The 17511-nt window shown below is 71.4% G+C and carries 19 protein-coding genes; 11 read left to right on the top strand and 8 right to left on the bottom strand.

What is annotated here, in order from left to right:
• Nucleotides 1-149: 149 nt before the first annotated feature.
• Together OHA61_RS23510 and OHA61_RS23505 are read right to left on the bottom strand one after the other, a co-directional pair.
• The gene (locus OHA61_RS23510) at nt 150-644 is read right to left on the bottom strand and encodes an ATP-binding protein (protein WP_406304699.1); all 495 of its coding nucleotides are present in this window, start codon (nt 642-644) and stop codon (nt 150-152) included.
• Between the two features lie 159 nt (nt 645-803).
• On the bottom strand, nt 804-1172 hold the full coding sequence (locus OHA61_RS23505) for an STAS domain-containing protein (RefSeq protein WP_324981752.1): 369 nt from the start codon (nt 1170-1172) through the stop codon (nt 804-806).
• Nucleotides 1173-1501: 329 nt separating this feature from the next.
• On the opposite strand from OHA61_RS23505, the gene OHA61_RS23500 reads away from it, so the two are divergent.
• Entirely contained in the window at nt 1502-2404 is a 903-nt protein-coding gene (locus OHA61_RS23500; protein WP_361916324.1) for an RNA polymerase sigma factor SigF, read from the top strand.
• A 42-nt stretch (nt 2405-2446) separates the two neighbouring features.
• Here OHA61_RS23500 and OHA61_RS23495 read toward each other — a convergent pair whose 3' ends face one another.
• On the bottom strand, nt 2447-3244 hold the full coding sequence (locus OHA61_RS23495; RefSeq protein ID WP_406304698.1) for a polysaccharide deacetylase family protein: 798 nt from the start codon (nt 3242-3244) through the stop codon (nt 2447-2449).
• 343 nt (nt 3245-3587) lie between these two features.
• On the opposite strand from OHA61_RS23495, the gene OHA61_RS23490 reads away from it, so the two are divergent.
• Genes OHA61_RS23490 through OHA61_RS23465 form a run of 6 tightly spaced genes read left to right on the top strand, consistent with a single transcriptional unit; the run spans nt 3588 to nt 8885 of the window.
• Nucleotides 3588-4931: an ATP-binding protein gene (locus tag OHA61_RS23490; RefSeq protein ID WP_406304697.1), complete on the top strand. Its 1344-nt coding sequence runs from the start codon at nt 3588-3590 to the stop codon at nt 4929-4931.
• Nucleotides 4928-5374, top strand: coding sequence for a roadblock/LC7 domain-containing protein (locus OHA61_RS23485; RefSeq protein ID WP_406304696.1), 447 nt, complete (start codon nt 4928-4930; stop codon nt 5372-5374). Before OHA61_RS23490 ends, OHA61_RS23485 begins: the two co-directional genes overlap by 4 nt.
• On the top strand, nt 5371-5730 hold the full coding sequence (locus OHA61_RS23480; RefSeq protein WP_405598558.1) for a DUF742 domain-containing protein: 360 nt from the start codon (nt 5371-5373) through the stop codon (nt 5728-5730). The genes OHA61_RS23485 and OHA61_RS23480 overlap by 4 nt, the downstream gene beginning before the upstream one ends.
• A complete protein-coding gene (locus OHA61_RS23475; RefSeq protein WP_324989479.1) occupies nt 5708-6340 on the top strand; it encodes an ATP/GTP-binding protein in 633 nt (210 codons plus the stop codon). Before OHA61_RS23480 ends, OHA61_RS23475 begins: the two co-directional genes overlap by 23 nt.
• Complete coding sequence (locus OHA61_RS23470) at nt 6337-7656, top strand: cytochrome P450 (RefSeq protein WP_406304695.1); 1320 nt, start codon at nt 6337-6339, stop codon at nt 7654-7656. The genes OHA61_RS23475 and OHA61_RS23470 overlap by 4 nt, the downstream gene beginning before the upstream one ends.
• A gap of 26 nt (nt 7657-7682) precedes the next feature.
• Nucleotides 7683-8885 (top strand): cytochrome P450, encoded by a 1203-nt coding sequence (locus OHA61_RS23465; protein ID WP_406307430.1) that lies wholly within the window; start codon nt 7683-7685, stop codon nt 8883-8885.
• Nucleotides 8886-8906: 21 nt separating this feature from the next.
• Here the strand turns inward: OHA61_RS23465 and OHA61_RS23460 are convergent, their stop codons facing one another.
• On the bottom strand, nt 8907-9602 hold the full coding sequence (locus tag OHA61_RS23460; RefSeq protein ID WP_406304694.1) for an aspartate/glutamate racemase family protein: 696 nt from the start codon (nt 9600-9602) through the stop codon (nt 8907-8909).
• A 78-nt stretch (nt 9603-9680) separates the two neighbouring features.
• Here OHA61_RS23460 and OHA61_RS23455 point away from each other — a divergent pair, with 78 nt between their 5' ends.
• From OHA61_RS23455 to OHA61_RS23445, 3 genes are all read left to right on the top strand, one after another.
• On the top strand, nt 9681-10412 hold the full coding sequence (locus OHA61_RS23455; RefSeq protein WP_406304693.1) for a hypothetical protein: 732 nt from the start codon (nt 9681-9683) through the stop codon (nt 10410-10412).
• Nucleotides 10413-10467: 55 nt separating this feature from the next.
• Nucleotides 10468-10902 carry a DUF6196 family protein gene (locus OHA61_RS23450; RefSeq protein WP_324989487.1) on the top strand — a complete coding sequence of 145 codons (435 nt, stop codon included), beginning with the start codon at nt 10468-10470 and terminating at the stop codon, nt 10900-10902.
• A gap of 61 nt (nt 10903-10963) precedes the next feature.
• Nucleotides 10964-11830: an NmrA family NAD(P)-binding protein gene (locus OHA61_RS23445; RefSeq protein ID WP_406304692.1), complete on the top strand. Its 867-nt coding sequence runs from the start codon at nt 10964-10966 to the stop codon at nt 11828-11830.
• Here OHA61_RS23445 and hutI read toward each other — a convergent pair.
• Nucleotides 11809-12978 carry an imidazolonepropionase gene (gene hutI / locus OHA61_RS23440; RefSeq protein ID WP_406304691.1) on the bottom strand — a complete coding sequence of 390 codons (1170 nt, stop codon included), beginning with the start codon at nt 12976-12978 and terminating at the stop codon, nt 11809-11811. The genes OHA61_RS23445 and hutI overlap by 22 nt on opposite strands.
• Nucleotides 12979-13103: 125 nt before the next feature.
• Here hutI and OHA61_RS23435 point away from each other — a divergent pair, with 125 nt between their 5' ends.
• A complete protein-coding gene (locus OHA61_RS23435; protein WP_406304690.1) occupies nt 13104-14444 on the top strand; it encodes a hypothetical protein in 1341 nt (446 codons plus the stop codon).
• Here the strand turns inward: OHA61_RS23435 and OHA61_RS23430 are convergent.
• From OHA61_RS23430 to OHA61_RS23420, 3 genes are read right to left on the bottom strand one after another with little or no spacing between them, the layout of a single operon-like run.
• Nucleotides 14413-16005, bottom strand: a complete 1593-nt coding sequence (locus OHA61_RS23430) for an FAD-dependent oxidoreductase (RefSeq protein WP_406304689.1) — start codon at nt 16003-16005, stop codon at nt 14413-14415. The two genes, OHA61_RS23435 and OHA61_RS23430, sit on opposite strands and share 32 nt — an antisense overlap.
• Nucleotides 16002-16670, bottom strand: coding sequence for a DUF5987 family protein (locus OHA61_RS23425; RefSeq protein WP_406304688.1), 669 nt, complete (start codon nt 16668-16670; stop codon nt 16002-16004). The genes OHA61_RS23430 and OHA61_RS23425 overlap by 4 nt, the downstream gene beginning before the upstream one ends.
• Nucleotides 16667-17314: a hypothetical protein gene (locus tag OHA61_RS23420; protein ID WP_406304687.1), complete on the bottom strand. Its 648-nt coding sequence runs from the start codon at nt 17312-17314 to the stop codon at nt 16667-16669. Before OHA61_RS23420 ends, OHA61_RS23425 begins: the two co-directional genes overlap by 4 nt.
• Nucleotides 17315-17511 lie beyond the last annotated feature (197 nt).

Below are 17511 nucleotides of genomic sequence, written 5' to 3'. Positions count from 1 at the left end.
TTACCGCCGGGTGTCGCCGAAGTTACTGACGACACATCAGATCGGGCGCTCAAGGTACGCCTGGGACCTTGGGGAGGGAAGACAAAGAGCACGCCCTATTGACGTGCTCTACAAGAGTTTCAAAACCTGCCGTACACCACCGCGAGCGGCTACGACGGAGCGGCGAGGTCCGCCCAGACCGTCTTGCCCGGGGCTCCGGGGACCCGGACAACTCCCCAGTCCAGACAGAGCCGTTGGACGATGAACATGCCGTGTCCGCCGGGCCGGCCCGCCCGGTGCGGGGTGCGCGGCGCGGGCTGTCCCGTGCCGCGGTCCGTGACCTCGAGGCGGAGCACCTTGCCGTCGCAGCCGACTCGCAGTTCCTCCGGGCCCTCCGCGTGCAGGCAGGCGTTGGTGACCAGTTCGGAGACGACGAGCAGCACATCCTCGGCGGCCGCCCGGCGGTCGGCCGTGGCGGCGGGCAGCCAGCCCCAGTCGTAGAGCGCCTGGCGCGTGAAGTCGCGCGCGAGCGGCACGATGCCGCTCGCGCTGCCCAGGGCAAGCCTGCGCACCAGGTTGCCGGGCACCCCGGAGGAGTCGGCGGCGCCGGCGCCGTTCGGCTCGGGACCGAGGTCGCCCGGCGGTTGCTGCCGGGTGGTGCTCATCAGCGCTTCACCTCACCGATTCACCGATTCGCCATCTACTTCAGTACTCAGAGTGCTGGGCCATCAACGTTCTGCGGGGTTCTCCTGCCCTGCCGGATCGTGACAACACCCACGACGCCTGCGCGGTACGCGTGACGCGGACTACAGGAAGGTGGGCCGTCAGCCGGAAAGGGCCTCTTCGAGCGAGTCGTGCACGGTGAAGACCGCCTCCGCCCCGGTGATCTCGAAAACCCTTGCCACTACGGGCAGCATCCCGGCCAAATGGACCCCTCCCCCGGCCGCTTCCGCCTTCAGCCTGGCACCGAGCAGCACATTGAGTCCTGTGGAATCGCAGAATTCGAGCTGTGAGCAGTCGATCACAAGGCGCGCACGGCCCTGAGCGAGTGCTTCCTCCAAGGGCGCGCGGAGCAGATCGGCGGTGTGGTGATCCAACTCACCCGCCGGTTTCACAACCTCGCTGTGGCCCTCGGTCCGAACCTCGACCTGAAGCCGGCCCCGGTTCGCGCTGCCGACCGTCCCGCGGTCCATTGCCCGTCCCTCTTCGCCGTGTCGTTCGCTGCGTCATCACTGCGTATTCGCCGATGGTGCGCCGGATCGTCCACCGTGCCGCTCTGCGCGCACAGCGCCGTCGATGACGGCGCTGACGTCCGTCGAACATTACGCCTTCCGTACGCCGGGGGGCCAGCCGAACTCCCTATCAAAACGGGCATATGGCGCATTTGACACTTGCACCGGTCCACCCGGAGCGGGTAGGGCTAGTAGGGACACAAACAACCACGACCGGCTTTGGAGGCGCCGCTCACCGCAGCGCATGTATTGGCATCGGCAGCCATATGCCGAGAACGATGGAGGAGACCATGTCACCCCGGCTCGACGAAACGCGCACCCCCACCGCGCCGTCGGCACCGCCCGCCCCCGGCACCCCCCCGTCCGCGAGCCCCGACGGCCCCGAACTCGTCGAGGCACTCCCGGAGATCCCGCCGTACGACGAGATGGGGGCGCTGGACGCGCGAGCCCTGTCCAAGACGCTCTTCGGACGGCTCGAGTCCCTCGAAGAGGGCACCCACGAGCACGCGTACGTGCGCAACACACTCGTCGAACTCAACCTGGCGCTCGTGAAGTTCGCCGCCTCCCGCTTCCGCACCCGCAGTGAGCCGATGGAGGACATCATCCAGGTCGGCACGATCGGCCTGATCAAGGCGATCGACCGCTTCGAGCTCAGCCGGGGCGTGGAGTTCCCGACCTTCGCGATGCCGACCATCGTCGGTGAGATCAAGCGCTTCTTCCGCGACACCTCCTGGTCGGTACGGGTACCGCGCCGCCTTCAGGAGCTGCGCCTCGACCTCGCCAAGGCGGGCGACGAACTCTCCCAGCAGCTCGACCGCGCACCCACCGTGGACGAGCTGGCCCAGCAGCTGGGCATCAGCAACGACCAGGTCGTCGAGGGCATGGCGGCGAGCAACGCGTACACCGCGAGCTCGCTCGACGCCCAGCCCGAGGAGGACGACAGCGAGGGCGCGCTGGCCGACCGCATCGGCTACGAGGACCACGGCCTCGAAGGCATCGAGTACGTCGAGTCGCTGAAGCCGCTGATTGCGAGCCTTCCGCCACGGGACCGCACAATCCTCTCCCTGCGCTTCGTCGCGAACATGACGCAGTCGGAGATCGGTGAGGAGCTCGGCATCTCACAGATGCACGTGTCCCGGCTGCTGTCACGCACTCTGGTCAGGCTCAGGGACGCCCTGACGCTGGAGGAATAGCCGCACGCACCGCGGGGACGCGCCGCACAGGCCGTCGGAACGTCAGCCCGCGAAGACCGGACCTTTGAGCCTGGCGCGGGCGCGCCGGTAGAGCCGCCACCCGACCGTCGGCAGCGAGTCGGGGAACGGCGCGACCGGCGCGCCCCGTCCGTCCATCCACGCCTCGATGTCCGCCACTGTGTGGCTGCGGCGCAGGATGAGGCGGGCGATGCGGTAACTCTCGTCGGTCCCGGAGCTCAGCGCGTGGCGGACGGCGACCGCCGAGGCGTAGCCCGCGCGGAGGGCGGCCCTGCGGACGGCCGGGCCGTTGTAGCCGTGCGGATAGGCGAGATGCGCCACCTCGTGGCCGAGGACATCCTCGAGCACCGCCTTGGGCTCGGTCAGTTCACGCCGCAGCGCCTTGGCCGGGAGCGTGTCCAGCTGCGGGTGCGTGATGGTGTGGGCGCCGACCTCCATGCCGTACTGCTCCAGGAGCGGCGCCTCGGAGAGCTTCATCATCGGCGCGGGCGGCAGCAGGCTGCGCCGCCCCGGTGTGACGGCGCCGGTGGTGAGATACGCCGTTGCGGGCAGGCCGCGGGCGGCCAGCGCATCGGCGGTGGGGCCCGGCAGATCGGCGAAACCGTCGTCGAAGGTCAGGACGACGGGCCGGTCCGGCAGCGGGGAGCGGCCCGCGAAGTGGCCGGCCAGCGCGCTGATCGTGACGGGCGTGCGGCCGCCGGCCACGATCGCGTCCAGCTGCGCGCGGAAGTCCCGTGGTGTGACGGTGAATTCGGCGATCCAGTCGGGCGGATCGTCCATCACGGCGTGATAGAGCAGTACGGGAATCGGGGGCGTCGTCATGTCTCCACCCGCGGTTTGTGCAGCTCGTCCCACGGATAGCCGTCCTGCGGCACTGCGCGGACCTCCACTCCATGAGCGTACGCAGCGCGGCCGGGTCGCGCTCGTCGAAGACGAACCGGGAGCGTCGCCCTTCCTGTGACGGATCCGTGAAGGAGCCGGAAGCGGGAGGCGGCAGCAAAGTGACGAGAGTTGCACAACTGGCGTTCGAGCATGACCTGTTGCTCATAGGATCTGACTGCTCCCGATCCCCCGCGGGAGCTCGGCGTGTCCGGGAAGGGCTCAGTCTCCGTGGTCGTGGTCTGCAAGAACGTCGTGTCGAGGTCGTCGTGGTGAGGTTGTCGTGGTGAGCCGGCAGATATTGGCGGGCGGCTGCGTGGCCGCGGCGGTGCTGCTGCTCGCCTGGGCGCTCCTGCTGTTGCGGCAGCTGCGGGCCGAGCGGGCGTTACGGGTCCGCGAGCAGGCCGTCGCCGCCGCCCGGGGCGCCGAAGTGGCGCATCTGGCCTCGGTACGGATTCCCGCCATCACCGAACGGATGCGTACGGGACAGCGGCTCGACGGCATTCCCGGGCCGCTCGCCCCCGAGGACACCGGCCACGAATTCGCCCGGGCACTGGCCGCGGTGGTCGTGGCCCTCGGCTCCGACGAGGCGGTACGCCGCGAACGGGCACTGCGGGACTCCGTGCAGGCGGCCTTCGAATCGGTGGCCCGCACCATGCACGCGATGGCCACGGTGCAGCAGCAGGTCCTCGACCATGTCGAGCAGTCCATCGACGACACCCGGCTGATGGCCGAGGTGATGAAGGCCGACCACGCGGCCGCGCAGATGACCCGCAAGGCCCAGACCCTGCTGGTGATGTGCGGTATCTGGCCCGCCCGCAGGGAGACCCGGCCGGTCTCGCTCTACGACTGTGTACGCGGCGCCCAGTCCCGGATCGTGGAGTTCGGGCGCATCGACGTGCACGGCGGGCAGACGCTCTATGTGGTGCCGCCCGCGGTCGAGGGCCTCATGCACGCCATCGCCGAACTGCTCGAGAACGCCACGGTGTTCTCCCCCTCCCGCACCCAGGTCGTCGTCACGATCCGGGAGGTGGGCGCGGGCGCGGTCGTGGAGATCGACGACGCGGGTCTTGGCATGCCCCCGGACGTGCTCCAGCAGGCGACCGGACAGCTGCGGCAGGAACTGGACCTGGCCCGGCTGGGCGCGGTGCCGCGGCTCGGGCTCGCCTGTGTCGGGCGGTGGAGCCGGGAACTCGGCTTCAACGTGGAGCTGACGGGCACATCGGCGTACGGGGGCACTCGGGCGGTGACGTTCGTGCCGTACCGGCTGCTGACCGAGCCGCTGTCGCACTTCACGGCCTCGCACCAGGCGCCCGCGGTGACAGCGCCCGCCGGGGCCGCGGCCGCCGAGCCTGCCGGGCCCGGCGCCGAGCCCGCCGAAGTGCTCGCGCCCGGCGCGCTGCCCCGGCGCCGCAGCCGCCGCGGAAGCGCCGTGGAGGCCGCGGCCCAGAGCGCCCTGCACGCGCCGCCCCCGGCCCCGGCTCCCGAACCCGCCTCCCCCTGGACTCCGGAGGCCGCGCGCGCGTCGATCGCCAGCGTGGTGTCCGGCTCCCGCCGCGGGCGCGCGGCCCTGGAGAACGACGAGGACCACACCGACGTACCCGACGAGCACGATGGAGGCCGGCCGTGACCGGGACCATTGCCAGACTTCCCGACCTGGGCTGGATGCTGCGCCCGCTGACCGAGATCCCGGGCGTCCGCCATGCCGTCGTCGTCTCCGAGGACGGGCTGCGCCTCGGGCACGCCTCCGCCGAGAACCTCTCGGGAGCGGTCGCCTCCCTGAGCGTGGCCGAAGCAGAATCGCTCTCCGCGGCCTGCGCCGCGATGACCATGACCGGCCGGTCCACCGCCACGCTGCTGTTCGGCGCCGGCGCGGGGGTGCGCCAGCTGATGCTGGAGTCCGAGCACGGCTTCGTGCTGTTCACGCACGCAGGAGTCGGTGCGCATCTGGGGGTGGCCACCGACACGGGGGCCGATGTGGGCCTGGTCGCCCAGCAGATGCAGCTGCTGGTCGCCAAGATCGGCGCGCACCTGAGCAGTCAGCCACGTGATCCGGTGACACCTTCCTCATGACGGACCGCCCGGAGGTACGGACCACGTCGGCGGTCCGTCCGTATGTCATCACCGGCGGACGCTCGGACACCGGCGGCGAGCCTTTGTCCTGGGAGACGCTGGTGATGGCCACGGACGCCGCCTTCCCGGCGTCCCTCCAGCCGGAACACCACACGATCCTGTCGCACTGTCAGGGTCTGCTGTCGGTCGCCGAGGTGGCCGCCCACCTGGGCCAGTCGCCCTCGGTGGTGCAGGTGCTGCTGTCCGACCTCCTCGAGTGGGGCCTGATCGTGACCCGCCCGCCCATACCGCCGGCCGAACGCGCCGATGTGACCATGCTCAGAAAGGTCCTCCATGGCCTCGAAAGCCGCCTCTGACGCCCTTGGCCGGGCGTCGGGCGCCGAGTCGGGACAGTCGGGAAAGTACGTCACGTCCAGTGTCGCGGGCGCGGCGAAGATCCTGGTCGTCGGCCCGCTCGGGGTCGGCAAGACCACGCTGATCGGTACCGTCTCGGAGATCAGGCCGCTGTCCACCGAGGCGGTGATGACGCAGGCGGGCGCCCGCGTCGACACCGGCGGCGAGCGGTCCAAGAAGACCACCACCGTCGCCCTGGACTTCGGCCGGATGACGATCGACGGCGAACTGGTGCTCTATCTGTTCGGCACCCCCGGCCAGCAGCGCTTCCTGCCCGCCTGGCGGGACCTGGCCAAGGGTGCGCTGGGTGCGCTGGCCCTGATCGACACCCGCGATCTGTCCGCGTCCTTCGACGCCCTGGGCAATCTGGAGGATCTCGACCTGCCCTTCGCCGTGGCCGTGAACGTCTTCCCCGGCAGCCCGCTGCACCGCGAGGAGGAGCTGCGCACGGCCCTCGACCTGCTCCCCAGCACCCCGCTGGTCTCCTGCGACGCGCGCGACGCCCGCTCCTCGGTTCGGGCGCTGATCGCCCTCGTCAGCCATCTCATCCACGCAGCCACGGAGTCCTCATGAGCACGCCGCCTGCCGTACCCCCGCACCCGTCCGCCGTACCTGCGCACTCGCCCGCAGGCCGCTGCCCGGTCGCGACCCCGCTCTACGGACCCGATCTCGACGGCGACGCCATGCCCGCGCTCTACGAGGAACTGCGCCGCGAACACGGCCCGGTGGCCCCGGTGACCATCGCGCCCGGCATCGAGGCCTGGCTCGTACTCGGCCATCGCGAACTGCTCCGGCTGACCCGTGAGGAGCAGGACTTCTCGCACGACCCGCGCCGCTGGACCCTGCTGCGCGAGGGCCGGGTCCCCGCCGACTCGCCGATCCTGCCGATCGTCGGCTGGCGGCCCGCACTGCTGTACGCCGACGGACAGCAGCACCGCCGTATGCGGGCCGCCGTGTCCGACGCGCTGGCCAGGATCAACGGGCACGAGCTGCGCCGCAGCGTACGGGCCACGGCCGAGCGGCTGATCGCGTCCTTCGCCGCACGGCGCGAGGCCGACCTGGTCCCCCACTACGCGCGCAAGCTTCCGATGATGGTCATCACCGGGCTGCTCGGTCTGGACGAGCGGACCGGCCAGCAGCTGGTGCAGGCGATCGCGGGCATGGCCGCCGCCAACGCCGACTCGGTCAACGCGGGCAAGCGGATGGGCGTGATCCTGCAGGGGCTGATCGAGGAGAAGCGGCAGACACCGGGAAACGACGTGCCATCGGCGCTGCTGCACCATCCGGCGCGGCTCACCGACGAGGAAGTGCTGCACAACCTGGTGGTGATGCTCGTGGCGGGGAATCAGACCACCGTGAACTGGATTGCCACCACCCTGCGGATCCTGCTCTGCGACCCGGCGTTCCGGTCCTCGCTGACGGGCGGGCATCTGAGCGTGGACGACGCGCTCGATCTCGTACTGTGGCGCTTCCCGCCCACGCAGAACTTCCCCGCGCGCTACGCCACCCGCGACCTGACCTTCGCCGGACAGGAGATCCGTGCCGGGGACATGCTGCTCCTGGGCCTCGCGGGGGCCAATCAGGACCCCGAGATCCTGCCCGCGGACGGGGTTCCGGTGAGCGGCAACCGTTCGCATCTGGCGTTCGGCGCGGGCCCGCACACCTGCCCGGCGCAGGACCCGGCCCGGCTGATCACCCGAACCGCGGTGGACACCATCCGGCACAGGCTGCCCGATCTGGAACTGGCCGTGCCGGAGAGCGAGCTCGCCTGGGTCAAGTCGCCCTGGAGCAAAGGGCTCGCGGCGCTTCCGGTGCGTTTCACGGACCCTCAGCTGCCGTCCGCAGCGTCGGCTCCATCGTCCATCTCGCAGTCAGGAGAGCCCAGTTGACCACCTCGCACGAGAGTCCGCACCGGATGGACCCGGCCGGCGGCTGCCCGCACGCGGACAATGCCCGCCTCCTCGCCGAGGGCGCGGTCGCGTCCGTCGTGCTCCCCGGTGATGTGGCGGGCATGGCGGTGCTCGGCCACGACGCGCTCAAGGAGTTCCTCGCCCACCCCGATGTCGCCAAGGGGGCCGAGCATTTCACCGCGCTGCGCGACGGGGAGATACCCGACGGGTGGCCGCTGAAGACCTTCGCGACCGTGCAGGGCATGACGACCGCCGACGACGCGAACCACCGGCGGCTGCGCTCGCTGGTCAGCAAGGCGTTCACGGCCCGCCGGGTCGAGGAGCTGCGGCCGCGGATCGAGACGGTGACGGCGCAGCTGCTCGACGGCCTGGACGAGGCGGCGCGGGCGGGCGACGGCGTCGCCGATCTGCGCAGGCACTTCGCGCTGCCGCTGCCGATGGGGGTGATCTGCGAACTCCTCGGGGTCGACGCCGAGCACCAGGACCGGCTGCACCATCTGTCGAACCAGGTGGTGAGCACCTCCATCGGGCCCGAGGAGGCGGTGGCCGCGAACCGTGAGCTGGTGGCCGTGCTCGGGACGGTCGCCGCGACCCGCGTGGAGAGCCCCGGCGACGATCTGACCAGCGCGCTGATCGCGGCCCGCGAGGAGGACGGCGACCGGCTCAGCCAGCACGAGCTCATCGGCACCCTGCTGTTGATGATCATCGCCGGGCACGAGACGACGCTGAACCTCATCACCAACGCGGTACGCGCCCTGTGCGCGCACCGGGACCAGCTGGAGCTCGTGCAGTCCGGCAAGGCTTCCTGGTCGGACGTGGTCGAGGAGACGCTGCGCTGGGACAGCCCGGTCAGCTTCTTCCCGTTCCGCTACCCGACCCGGGACCTCACACTCGACGGCACGGTGATCCCCAAGGGCACGCCGGTGCTTGCCGGTTACTCCGCCGCGGGCCGCGACAAGGCGGCCCACGGCCCGGACGCGGACCGCTTCGACATCACCCGGAGTGGCGCCCGGCATCTGTCGCTGGGCCACGGGCCGCACTACTGCCTGGGCTCACCGCTGGCGCGGATGGAGGCGACGATCGCGCTGGAGCGGCTGTTCACGCGCTTCCCCGAGCTGGATCTGGCGATGGCCGAGTCCGATCTGCCGCGGCACGCGAGCTTCGTGGGCAACAGCGTGCAGGAGCTGCCGGTACGCCCGCGAGCCTGACGAGACCGTTCTGGGCGGGCGTCAGCGCCCGCCCAGGGCGGCGTCCACGGCCGCCTCCACGTGCAGCCGGGTCGTCGGGAAGACCGGCACGGGGCTGTCCTTCTCCCCGATCAGCAGCTCGATCTCGGTGCACCCCAGGACGACACCTTCCGCCCCGGCCGCGACGAGCCTGGCGATGACGTCCTGGTAGGCGGCACGGGACTCCTCCCGTACGACACCGAGGCACAGCTCCTCGTAGATCACCCGGTGCACCAGCGCACGCCCCTCGGCGTCGGGCGTGAGCACATCGAGCCCGTGTCCGGCCAGCCGGTCGCGGTAGAAGTCCTGCTCCATGGTGAACGCCGTCCCGAGCAGCCCGACCCGCCCGATCCCCTGGGCCCGTACGGCATCCGCGGTGGCGTCCGCGAGGTGCAGCAGCGGCACGGAGACGGCGGCCTCCACCTGGCCCGCCACCTTGTGCATGGTGTTGGTGCAGATCAGCAGCAGATCCGCACCGGCGGCCTGGAGCCCCCGGGCGGCATCCGCGAGGATCTCACCGGCGCGCTCCCAGTCGCCCGCGACCTGAAGCTCCTCGATTTCGGCGAAATCCACGGAGTGCAGAACGCACTTGGCGGAGTGCAGCCCGCCCAGTCGTTCGCGTACGAGCTCATTGAGCAGCCGGTAGTACTCCGCGCTGGATTCCCAGCTCATGCCGCCGATCAGCCCAATGGTCTTCACCGGTCCACTGTGCCACGCCGTGCCGACTCGGCCGTGAGTGGGAAAATGGGGCGAGGACCTTTGCTCGGGGATGTTCCCGTGGGAGGCACGATGATGGCGTCGCAGAACGCAGAACCCGTCCAGCCCGCCCAGCACAGAGACCTGTGGCCCGGGATCGCCGGTCTGGCGGCCGGAGGGCTGCTGATCGCCGGGTACGTACTGTGGACGTTCACACCCGACGTCACCGGGACGGGCGCACTGAGGACAGTCGTGCTCTGGTACCTCAAAGAGAGCAACCAGGACCAGTCGGAAGCCTTGGCCCTGATCCTGCTCGCGGCGGGCCTGCTGTTCCTGTTCTTCCTGGTCGCGCTGTCGAGACTGGCCGGGAACCGCTCTCATCTGGTGATGGTGGGCGGCACGATCTACACGGCGTTCCTGCTGGTCGGGGCGCTCGCCGGGAACATCTTCGCGATCACGGTGCGCACCTCCGACGTGTTCCCGGTGCTCCCGGAGACCTCGCTCATCGCGATCCTGCTGCTGAACACTGCGTACGGCGCGATCATCGCGGCGATGGTGGGTGCCGCGGTGATGCTGTTCGCGCTCTGGCGTGCATCGCAGGAGACCCACGCGATCCCGGCATGGCTCGGCTGGGCCGGCCTCGTCGTGGCGGTGCTGTCCCTGGCGGGCCCGTGGAGCGCGTGGCTGACGCCGATTCTGCTCGCGGCATGGGTGCTGGCCGCGAGCGTGGTCCTGATCCTCAACGCCCTGACGGGGAAGGAGGACGCCGCGGCGCTGAACCCGCAGCCGCTGCCGCCGGAGCCCGAGCGTTAGCCTCGACCCGGAGACGGATCCCACGTACGGATCCCGGGCATCGAGGAGCGCGCTCATGGTCAGTGTCAGCGTCGAGACCGCCCAGCAGACCGAGGAGCGCCTCCAACGCGTGCTCGCGGAGGCCGAGTTCGTGATCCAGGAGGGCATCTGGTCCTTCGAGGAGTTCCCGGCCGACCGGCCGCCGGCGCTCACCGCCGACACGCTGGCGGTCGTCCGGGACGCGGACAGCTGGTGCCGGCTGGTCCCCGCGACCGGAGACGGAGGCGCTGCCGAACGGTTCGGGATCTTCTCGTTCCACTTCCCCGACGGCGCGGACAACAGCGGTTTCGTCGGCTGGCTGGCCACCCACCTCAAGGCGCGGCTGGGCACGGGCGTCTTCGTCGTCTGCGGAAGCAACCGCGGGCGCGGCGGTATCTACGACTACTGGGGCTGCCCGGCCGATCTGACGGCGGAGGCGATCAGGGTGGTGGCCGAACTGCGGGAGGCCTGAGGCGCGTAGGTCTCGGAGCACGCACCACGACTCGGACCACGCACTACGAGAGGACGCGCCCATGCCTCCAGTCATCGCCGTCACCGGCGCGAGCGGCCACCTCGGCAGCCGGGTCGCCCACCGTCTGGCCGAACAGGGCGCGGCGCCCCGGCTGCTCGTACGGGATCCGGCGCGGGTGCCGCCGATCGTCGGGACCACCGTCGCGCCGCACGCCTCGTACGGGGACGGCGAGGCGATGCGGCAGGCCTGTGACGGCGCCCAGACGCTGTTCCTCGTCTCCGCGCGCGAGAGCGCCGACCGGGTGCGGGAGCACACCACCGCCGTCGACGCGGCCGTGGCGGCGGGTGTCGGGCGGATCGTGTACGTGTCCTTCATCGGGGCCGCCGCGGACGCGACCTTCACCTTCGCCCGGGACCACTGGCACACGGAGGAGCACATCCGCGCGACCGGGCTCGCGTACACCTTCCTGCGCGACAGTCTCTACTGCTCCGGGCTGCCCGCGATGGCCGGAGCAGACGGGGTGATCCGCGGACCTGCGGGCAACGGGCAGGTCTCGGCCGTCGCACACGACGACGTCGCGGACGCCGCGGCCGCCGTGCTCCTGGGTGACGGCCATGACAGGGCGACGTACGACATCACCGGGCCTTCCTCGCTGTCCCTCGACGAAGTGGCCGCCGAGCTGAGCAGGTTCAGCGGGCGCACGGTCACCTACGAGCCCGAGACGCGCGAGGAGGCTTTCGCGTCACGGGCCGGGTACGGGGCCGAGCCGTGGGAAGTGGCGGGCTGGGTCTCCTCCTACGAGGCGATCGCGGCAGGCGAGATAGCCACGGTCTCCGACGCGGTACGGCGGCTGACGGGCCACCGGGCGCGGTCCTTCGCCGACTTCCTGAAGGAGCACCCGGGCACCTACAGGCACCTCCTGCCCTGACGCCACACCTCCGAGACGAGCGGCACACCCGGCCGGTAGGCCAGATGCACATGGCTCGGCGCGTCCAGCAACATGAGGTCCGCGCGGGCGCCGGGCGTGATACGGCCGATGTCCGTACGCCGCAGGGCCGCCGCGCCACCAGCCGTCGCCGACCAGACCGCCTCGTCCGGGGTCATCCCCATGTCCCGTACCGCCAGCGCCATACAGAACGGGACCGAGGAGGTGAAGGACGAACCCGGGTTGCAGTCCGTCGACAGCGCGACCGTCACGCCCGCGTCGAGGAGGCGGCGGGCGTCCGGCCACTGGGCGCGCGTCGAGAACTCCGCGCCGGGGAGGAGGGTGGCGACCGTGGCGCTGTTGGCGAGAGCGTCGACGTCCGCGTCCGTGAGGTGGGTGCAGTGGTCGGCGCTGGCGGCGTCCAGCTCGACCGCGAGCTGGACGCCGGGGCCGTGGCCGAGCTGGTTGGCGTGGACGCGGGGGTGCAGGCCCTTGGCCTTGCCCGCCGTGAGGATCGCCCGTGCCTGGTCGCCGTCGAAGGCGCCCTTCTCGCAGAAGACATCGACCCAACGGGCGTACGGGGCACAGGCGTCGAGCATCTCGCCGGTGACCAGGGCGACGTAGGCCGCCGGGTCGTCGGCGTAGTCGGGCGGGACGATGTGGGCGCCGAGATAGGTGACCTCGTCGGTGTGCTGCGCCGCGATCCGCAGGGCGCGGGCCTCGTCCTCGACGGTGAGCCCGTAGCCGGACTTGGTCTCGAAGGTCGTGGTGCCCTGGCGCAGTGCCTCGTCGAGGTAGCGCGTGAGGTTCGCTTCGAGCGCCTCGTCGGTGGCGGCGCGGGTCGCGGCGACGGTGGTGCGGATGCCGCCGGCGGAGTAGGCGCGGCCGGACATCCGGGCGTTGAACTCCTGGGTGCGGTCGCCCGCGAAGACGAGGTGCGAGTGGGAGTCGACGAACCCGGGGACGGCGGCGCGCCCGGCCGCGTCGTACGCCTCGTCGGCGGCGGGCGCGCTTGCGGCGGGGCCGACCCAGGCAACCGTTTCGCCGTCGAGGACCAGCGCGGCGTTCTCGATCAGGCCGAGGGAGCCTTCGCCGCCGGCGGGGTCGTTGGTGACGAGGCTGCCGATGTTGGTGATGAGGGTGGTGCTCATGAGTTCCTCTCCGGGGGGTCCGACCCCCTACGGCCAGGGGCAGACCTTGACGCTCCCATGCTTTCACAGGGGTATCCCCCGGCCGTCTTCCCGCCCTCTCAGCACGCGAATATAGGGTCGTGCGCATGCCAGGACCGCGATCGTCAGTACGTCTGCGTCGGGCTCTGCGATGGTCGCGCCGGATCATCGCCTGTGCCGTCAGCCTGTGCGCGCTGGTGGGTGTGGTGCGCCTGGTCGCTCCCGCCACCGCGGGTACGAAAGGTGAACCGCCCGGGGTTCAGCGTCAGTTGGCGTTCCTGCGCGCCGCCCTGGACGACGGCGCCGGTGACGAGGCTCAGCAGCTGTTCCCCGAGGGGTACTTCTTCCTGCACGCGCTGTACGGCCTGACCTGGGTCGAGATCGGGATGCGCGAACCTGCCGGCGAGCGCGCCGAGGCGCTGCGGGAGGCGCGGTGGGCGCTGGAGCGGCTGGACTCGCCGGCGGGCCGCGCCCCGTTCAGCGCGGACCTCGTCCCGTCGTACGGGGTCTTCTACCGCGGCTGGGGCAACTGGCTGCGCGGCGGAGTGCTCAGCCTGCAGCCGGCCGCGGACCGCGACCCGGCCGAGCTGCGCCGGTTCGCCGACGACTCCACGGCGCTGGGTGCGGCGTTCGACGCGTCGGCCTCGAATACGCCGTACCTGGCCGCGTACCCCGGCCAGGCGTGGCCGGTGGACTCCACGGTGGCGATGGCGTCGCTGCGGCTGCACGACAAGCTGCTGCCGCCTCGCTTCGCCGGGACGGCCGACCGCTGGCTCCGGGGCGTACGCGAACGGCTCGATCCGCGTACGGGGCTGCTCCCGCATCGTGTCGACGCCGCCACCGGCGCACCGGCCGAGGTGGCCAGGGCCACCTCACAGAGCATGATCCAGCGCTTCCTCGTCGACATCGACCCGGCCTTCGCGCGTGAGCAGTACCTGCGCTTCCGTGACCGGTACGTCGTCTCGCCGCTCGGCCTCGGGCCGGCCGTGCGGGAGTACCCGAAGGGAACGGACGGCCCGGCCGATGTCGACTCCGGCCCGCTCCCGCTGGGCGTCAGCCTGTCGGCGTCCGTGGTCACCGCGGGCGCGGCCCAGGTGCACGGGGACAGCGCGCTCGCCGAGGGCCTGACGAACCTCAGCGAGCTGCTGGGCATGCCGGTGGAGACCCCGTGGACCAAGCGGTACGCGGCCGGGCTGATGCCGATCGGTGACGCATTCCTGGCCTGGTCGAAGACCGCGCGGCCGTGGGTGGAGGACACGCCGCCCTCGCCGGGGGCGAGTATCTCGTGGTGGTGGCGGCTGCCGCTGCTCTCGTTGCTGCTCGCCTTCGGGGTCTCGCCGTGGGTGCCGGCGCTGGTACGTCGCTACCGGGGGCGGCGCGATGCCGAGGCCCTGCTCGAGCAGCGACCGGAAGCCCCTACGGGGGAGGCAGCGGTGCCCCGTACCTGACCGTGACCCCCGCCTGCTCCGCGCGGTCCGTGATCGCGGGCGTGGCGCGTTCGGCGAGGGCGGCGATGGTGAGCGACGGATTCACGGTCAGAGAGGTGGGGACCGCGGAGCCGTCGGTGACGAACAGGCCCGGGTGGCCACGCAGTTCGTTGGTGTCGGTGAGAGCGCTGGTGCCGGGGCTGTCGCCCATGCGGGCCGAGCTGATGGGGTGGGCGGTCACGGACCCGGCGACGTCCTCGCTCCAGGGACGGACCCGGGCCAGTCCGTCCTTCTCGAGAATGGCGCGCAGTGCCGCGTCCGCCTTGGCCCAGCCCCCGCGGGTCCGGGTGGTGGGGCGGTAGGTCATCGTGCCCAGTCCGAGTCCGGGCGCGAGGCGGGTGAAGCTTCCGGTGAGCGGGAGGACGGTGCCGAAAGTGCCTTCGTTGTCGTCCTCGGTCATCGCCAGCAGGGTGAGCCAGGAGGTCCAGCGGGAGCGGAGGTCACGGCCGGGGATGCCGAACCAGTGGGGCGGGTCGACGGCCTGGGCGAGCACATTGGTCACGGACGGGAAGTAGATCTGCTGGAGCATGAACCGGCTGTACTCGGGTGCCGTCGCGTCCAGGTAGTCGTAGGTCGCCGCCGTGATGGGGCGGCCGATCGGCAGCCCCTCGTACGGGACGCCGTCCGGGCGGGAAAGCCCCAGCACCGAGCGCACCTTGCTCTCGTCCACATCGGCGAAGCTGACGCGATCGCCGTTGCCGGAGAAGTACCGCCCCACCGCGGCCGGGATGCCGCCGAGCAGCAGGGCCGAGCGCTGGAGGACGACAGGGGTGCCGACGGCGCCGGCGGCGAGGACGACCACCTTGGCGTGGACGGTGCCGCTCTGGAGGGTGCACGAGTAGTCGTCGGGGTCGAGGACGGTGTAGGTGGCGGCGTATCGGTAGCCCGGGATCAGGGAGGGGCCGAGGGTCTGGACTTCGTGCAGGGGCCGGATCGTCGCCCCGTGTGCCTCGGCCGCGGGAAGGTAGTTGAGCAGCATCGAGCGTTTGGCGTCGAAGCGGCAGCCGGACAGCATCCAGTTGCAGTTGGTGCACCGCTCGGTGTCGACAGCCACGGGCACGGGGTTGCAGGTGTGCCCGGCCCGCGCGCAGGCGGCGGCGAGCACACCGCCTGCGTAGGAGACGTCGGACCAGCCGGTGCGGGTGACCGGGATCGCCTCCTCGACGCGGTCGTACCAGGGGTCGAGCGCGGCGCGGGTGAGCGCGGCCGGCCAGATGCGCCGGCCCAGGCCGCCGCGGCGTTCGAAGACGAAGGCCGGTGCTCTGAGGGAGGCGGCGAAGTAGACGACACTGCCGCCGCCGACGCAGTTGCCCGCGACCACGGCGACGCCGTCGCCGCGGATGACGTCGACGATCCGGTTGTACGTGCCCAGTTGCATGGAGTGGGTGAAGTCGGCCGCGGCCAGGCGTGGGCCGCGTTCGAGGACGGTGACGCGGGCGCCCCCGGCAGCGAGGTAGTAGGCCGGGATCGCGCCGCCGAAGCCGCTGCCGATGACGAGGACATCCGTGGTCTCGGCGCTCATGCGGGACTCCCCGAGGCGGTGGTGGCGGGGTGCAGGGCGGCGAGTGCCCTGCCGTAGGAGTAGTCGGGGAAACGCCACAGCCCGTCGGGGCCGGCGGGCGGGAAGCCCAGCCAGGTCAGTCCGGGGTGGCCGGTGGCCACGGCCTGGCGGGTGTCGAGGTGGGCGGCGGTGTCGAAGGCGAGACCGGTCAGCAGGCTGAGCATCTGCCAGATGACGCGGTCCGGGTCCTCGGGGCCGAACAGTCCGCGTACGAGGGCGGTGCGGTGGCGGAAGGACAGGCCGACGAAGGCGGGGAGTGTGATCGGCAGCAGGATGAGGTGGCTGGCGGCGTAGGCGACCGCCCGGGCGTTGAGCAGGGCCGCGATGTCCGGAAGCAGAGGAGCCAGGGGCAGTTCGGGCGAGGTCAGCGTCTTGATCACGCCGGCCTGTACGGCGCCGGGGCCGCTGACGGCCCCGGCGATGGAGAGGTCCCCGGCGAAGCGGCGTTCGCCGGGGATCAGGGTGTCGGCGAAGGCCTCCATCGTCTGCACCGTCCACCCACCGGACCCGGCCTCGGCGGCCGCCGCCCGGGAGGCGGCGGCCGGGAGCCGAACGGCGGACAGGGCAGCGGCCCAGGCAAGGGCTTTGAGGGCCGTCCTCCGGTCGAGCGAAGACACGGTGCTCACCCGGCCAGGGAGCAGCGCAGGTCGTAGGGGAGGGTGACGGTCAGTCCCGTCTTCCCGGCGTCCTTGCCGTAGTCGGACAGCACGTCGGCCAGTTCCGGGAAGGCGGTGCGGAGCGCGGCGACGGCGTCGCCGATGCCCACGCTCGTGCCGTGGATGCGGAAGTTGGTCAGGTGTGCGCCGGCGCGCTGCGTGGTCTTGTCCCACCAGTACTGGCCGTCCCAGGTCACCCAGGGCGTCGCACCGGTGGTGGTCTGCACGCTCCAGTGGTCCTTCTGGTAGTAGCGGCAGGTGACCATGGCGAGGGCGAAGCGCGAGGGCTCGGCGACGAGGAAGCGCAGGGCGCCGCCGTTGTCGAAGGTGATGTCGCGCTTGCTGTACTCCACGCACAGCGGATCGCGGAACATCAGCCACCACGGCGGGATCTCGCCCTCGCCGAAGCGGTGCCAGTCGCAGGTGGCGGCGAAGGCGGGCTCGGTGAACGGCCCGATTCGGGATGCGGTGGTCATGGCGCTGGTGGCCGAGACCTCCGAACGAGGGGCAGCCGAGGCGGTCCCCGGCACGAGGGCCACGGTGCACACCCCCAGCGTGATCGCCAGGGACATGACAGATCTGCGGGTGCGGCGCTTGCGGCACATACCGAACATGGCGATTCCTGCCTTCCTCGGCGAGCGACCGGCCGGGCTGCGGGTCGCATTCGCTCTGGGACGGGTGGCGGTTTCGGGGCGGAGTGCAGGCACACAGACAGCGGCCGTACGCGCGCAGGCGTGCCGGTGGGCTAGAGCCGGGCCGCGGAACGGCTCGGCACACCCACAGAGTGGGGCATGACTACCCGTCAGTAAAG

The organism is Streptomyces sp. NBC_00885 (assembly GCF_045207475.1).
In the GTDB taxonomy this organism is placed as follows: domain Bacteria; phylum Actinomycetota; class Actinomycetes; order Streptomycetales; family Streptomycetaceae; genus Streptomyces.
Note: the sequence above shows the minus strand (reverse complement) of the source record. Positions and strands in the feature narration are given on the sequence as shown.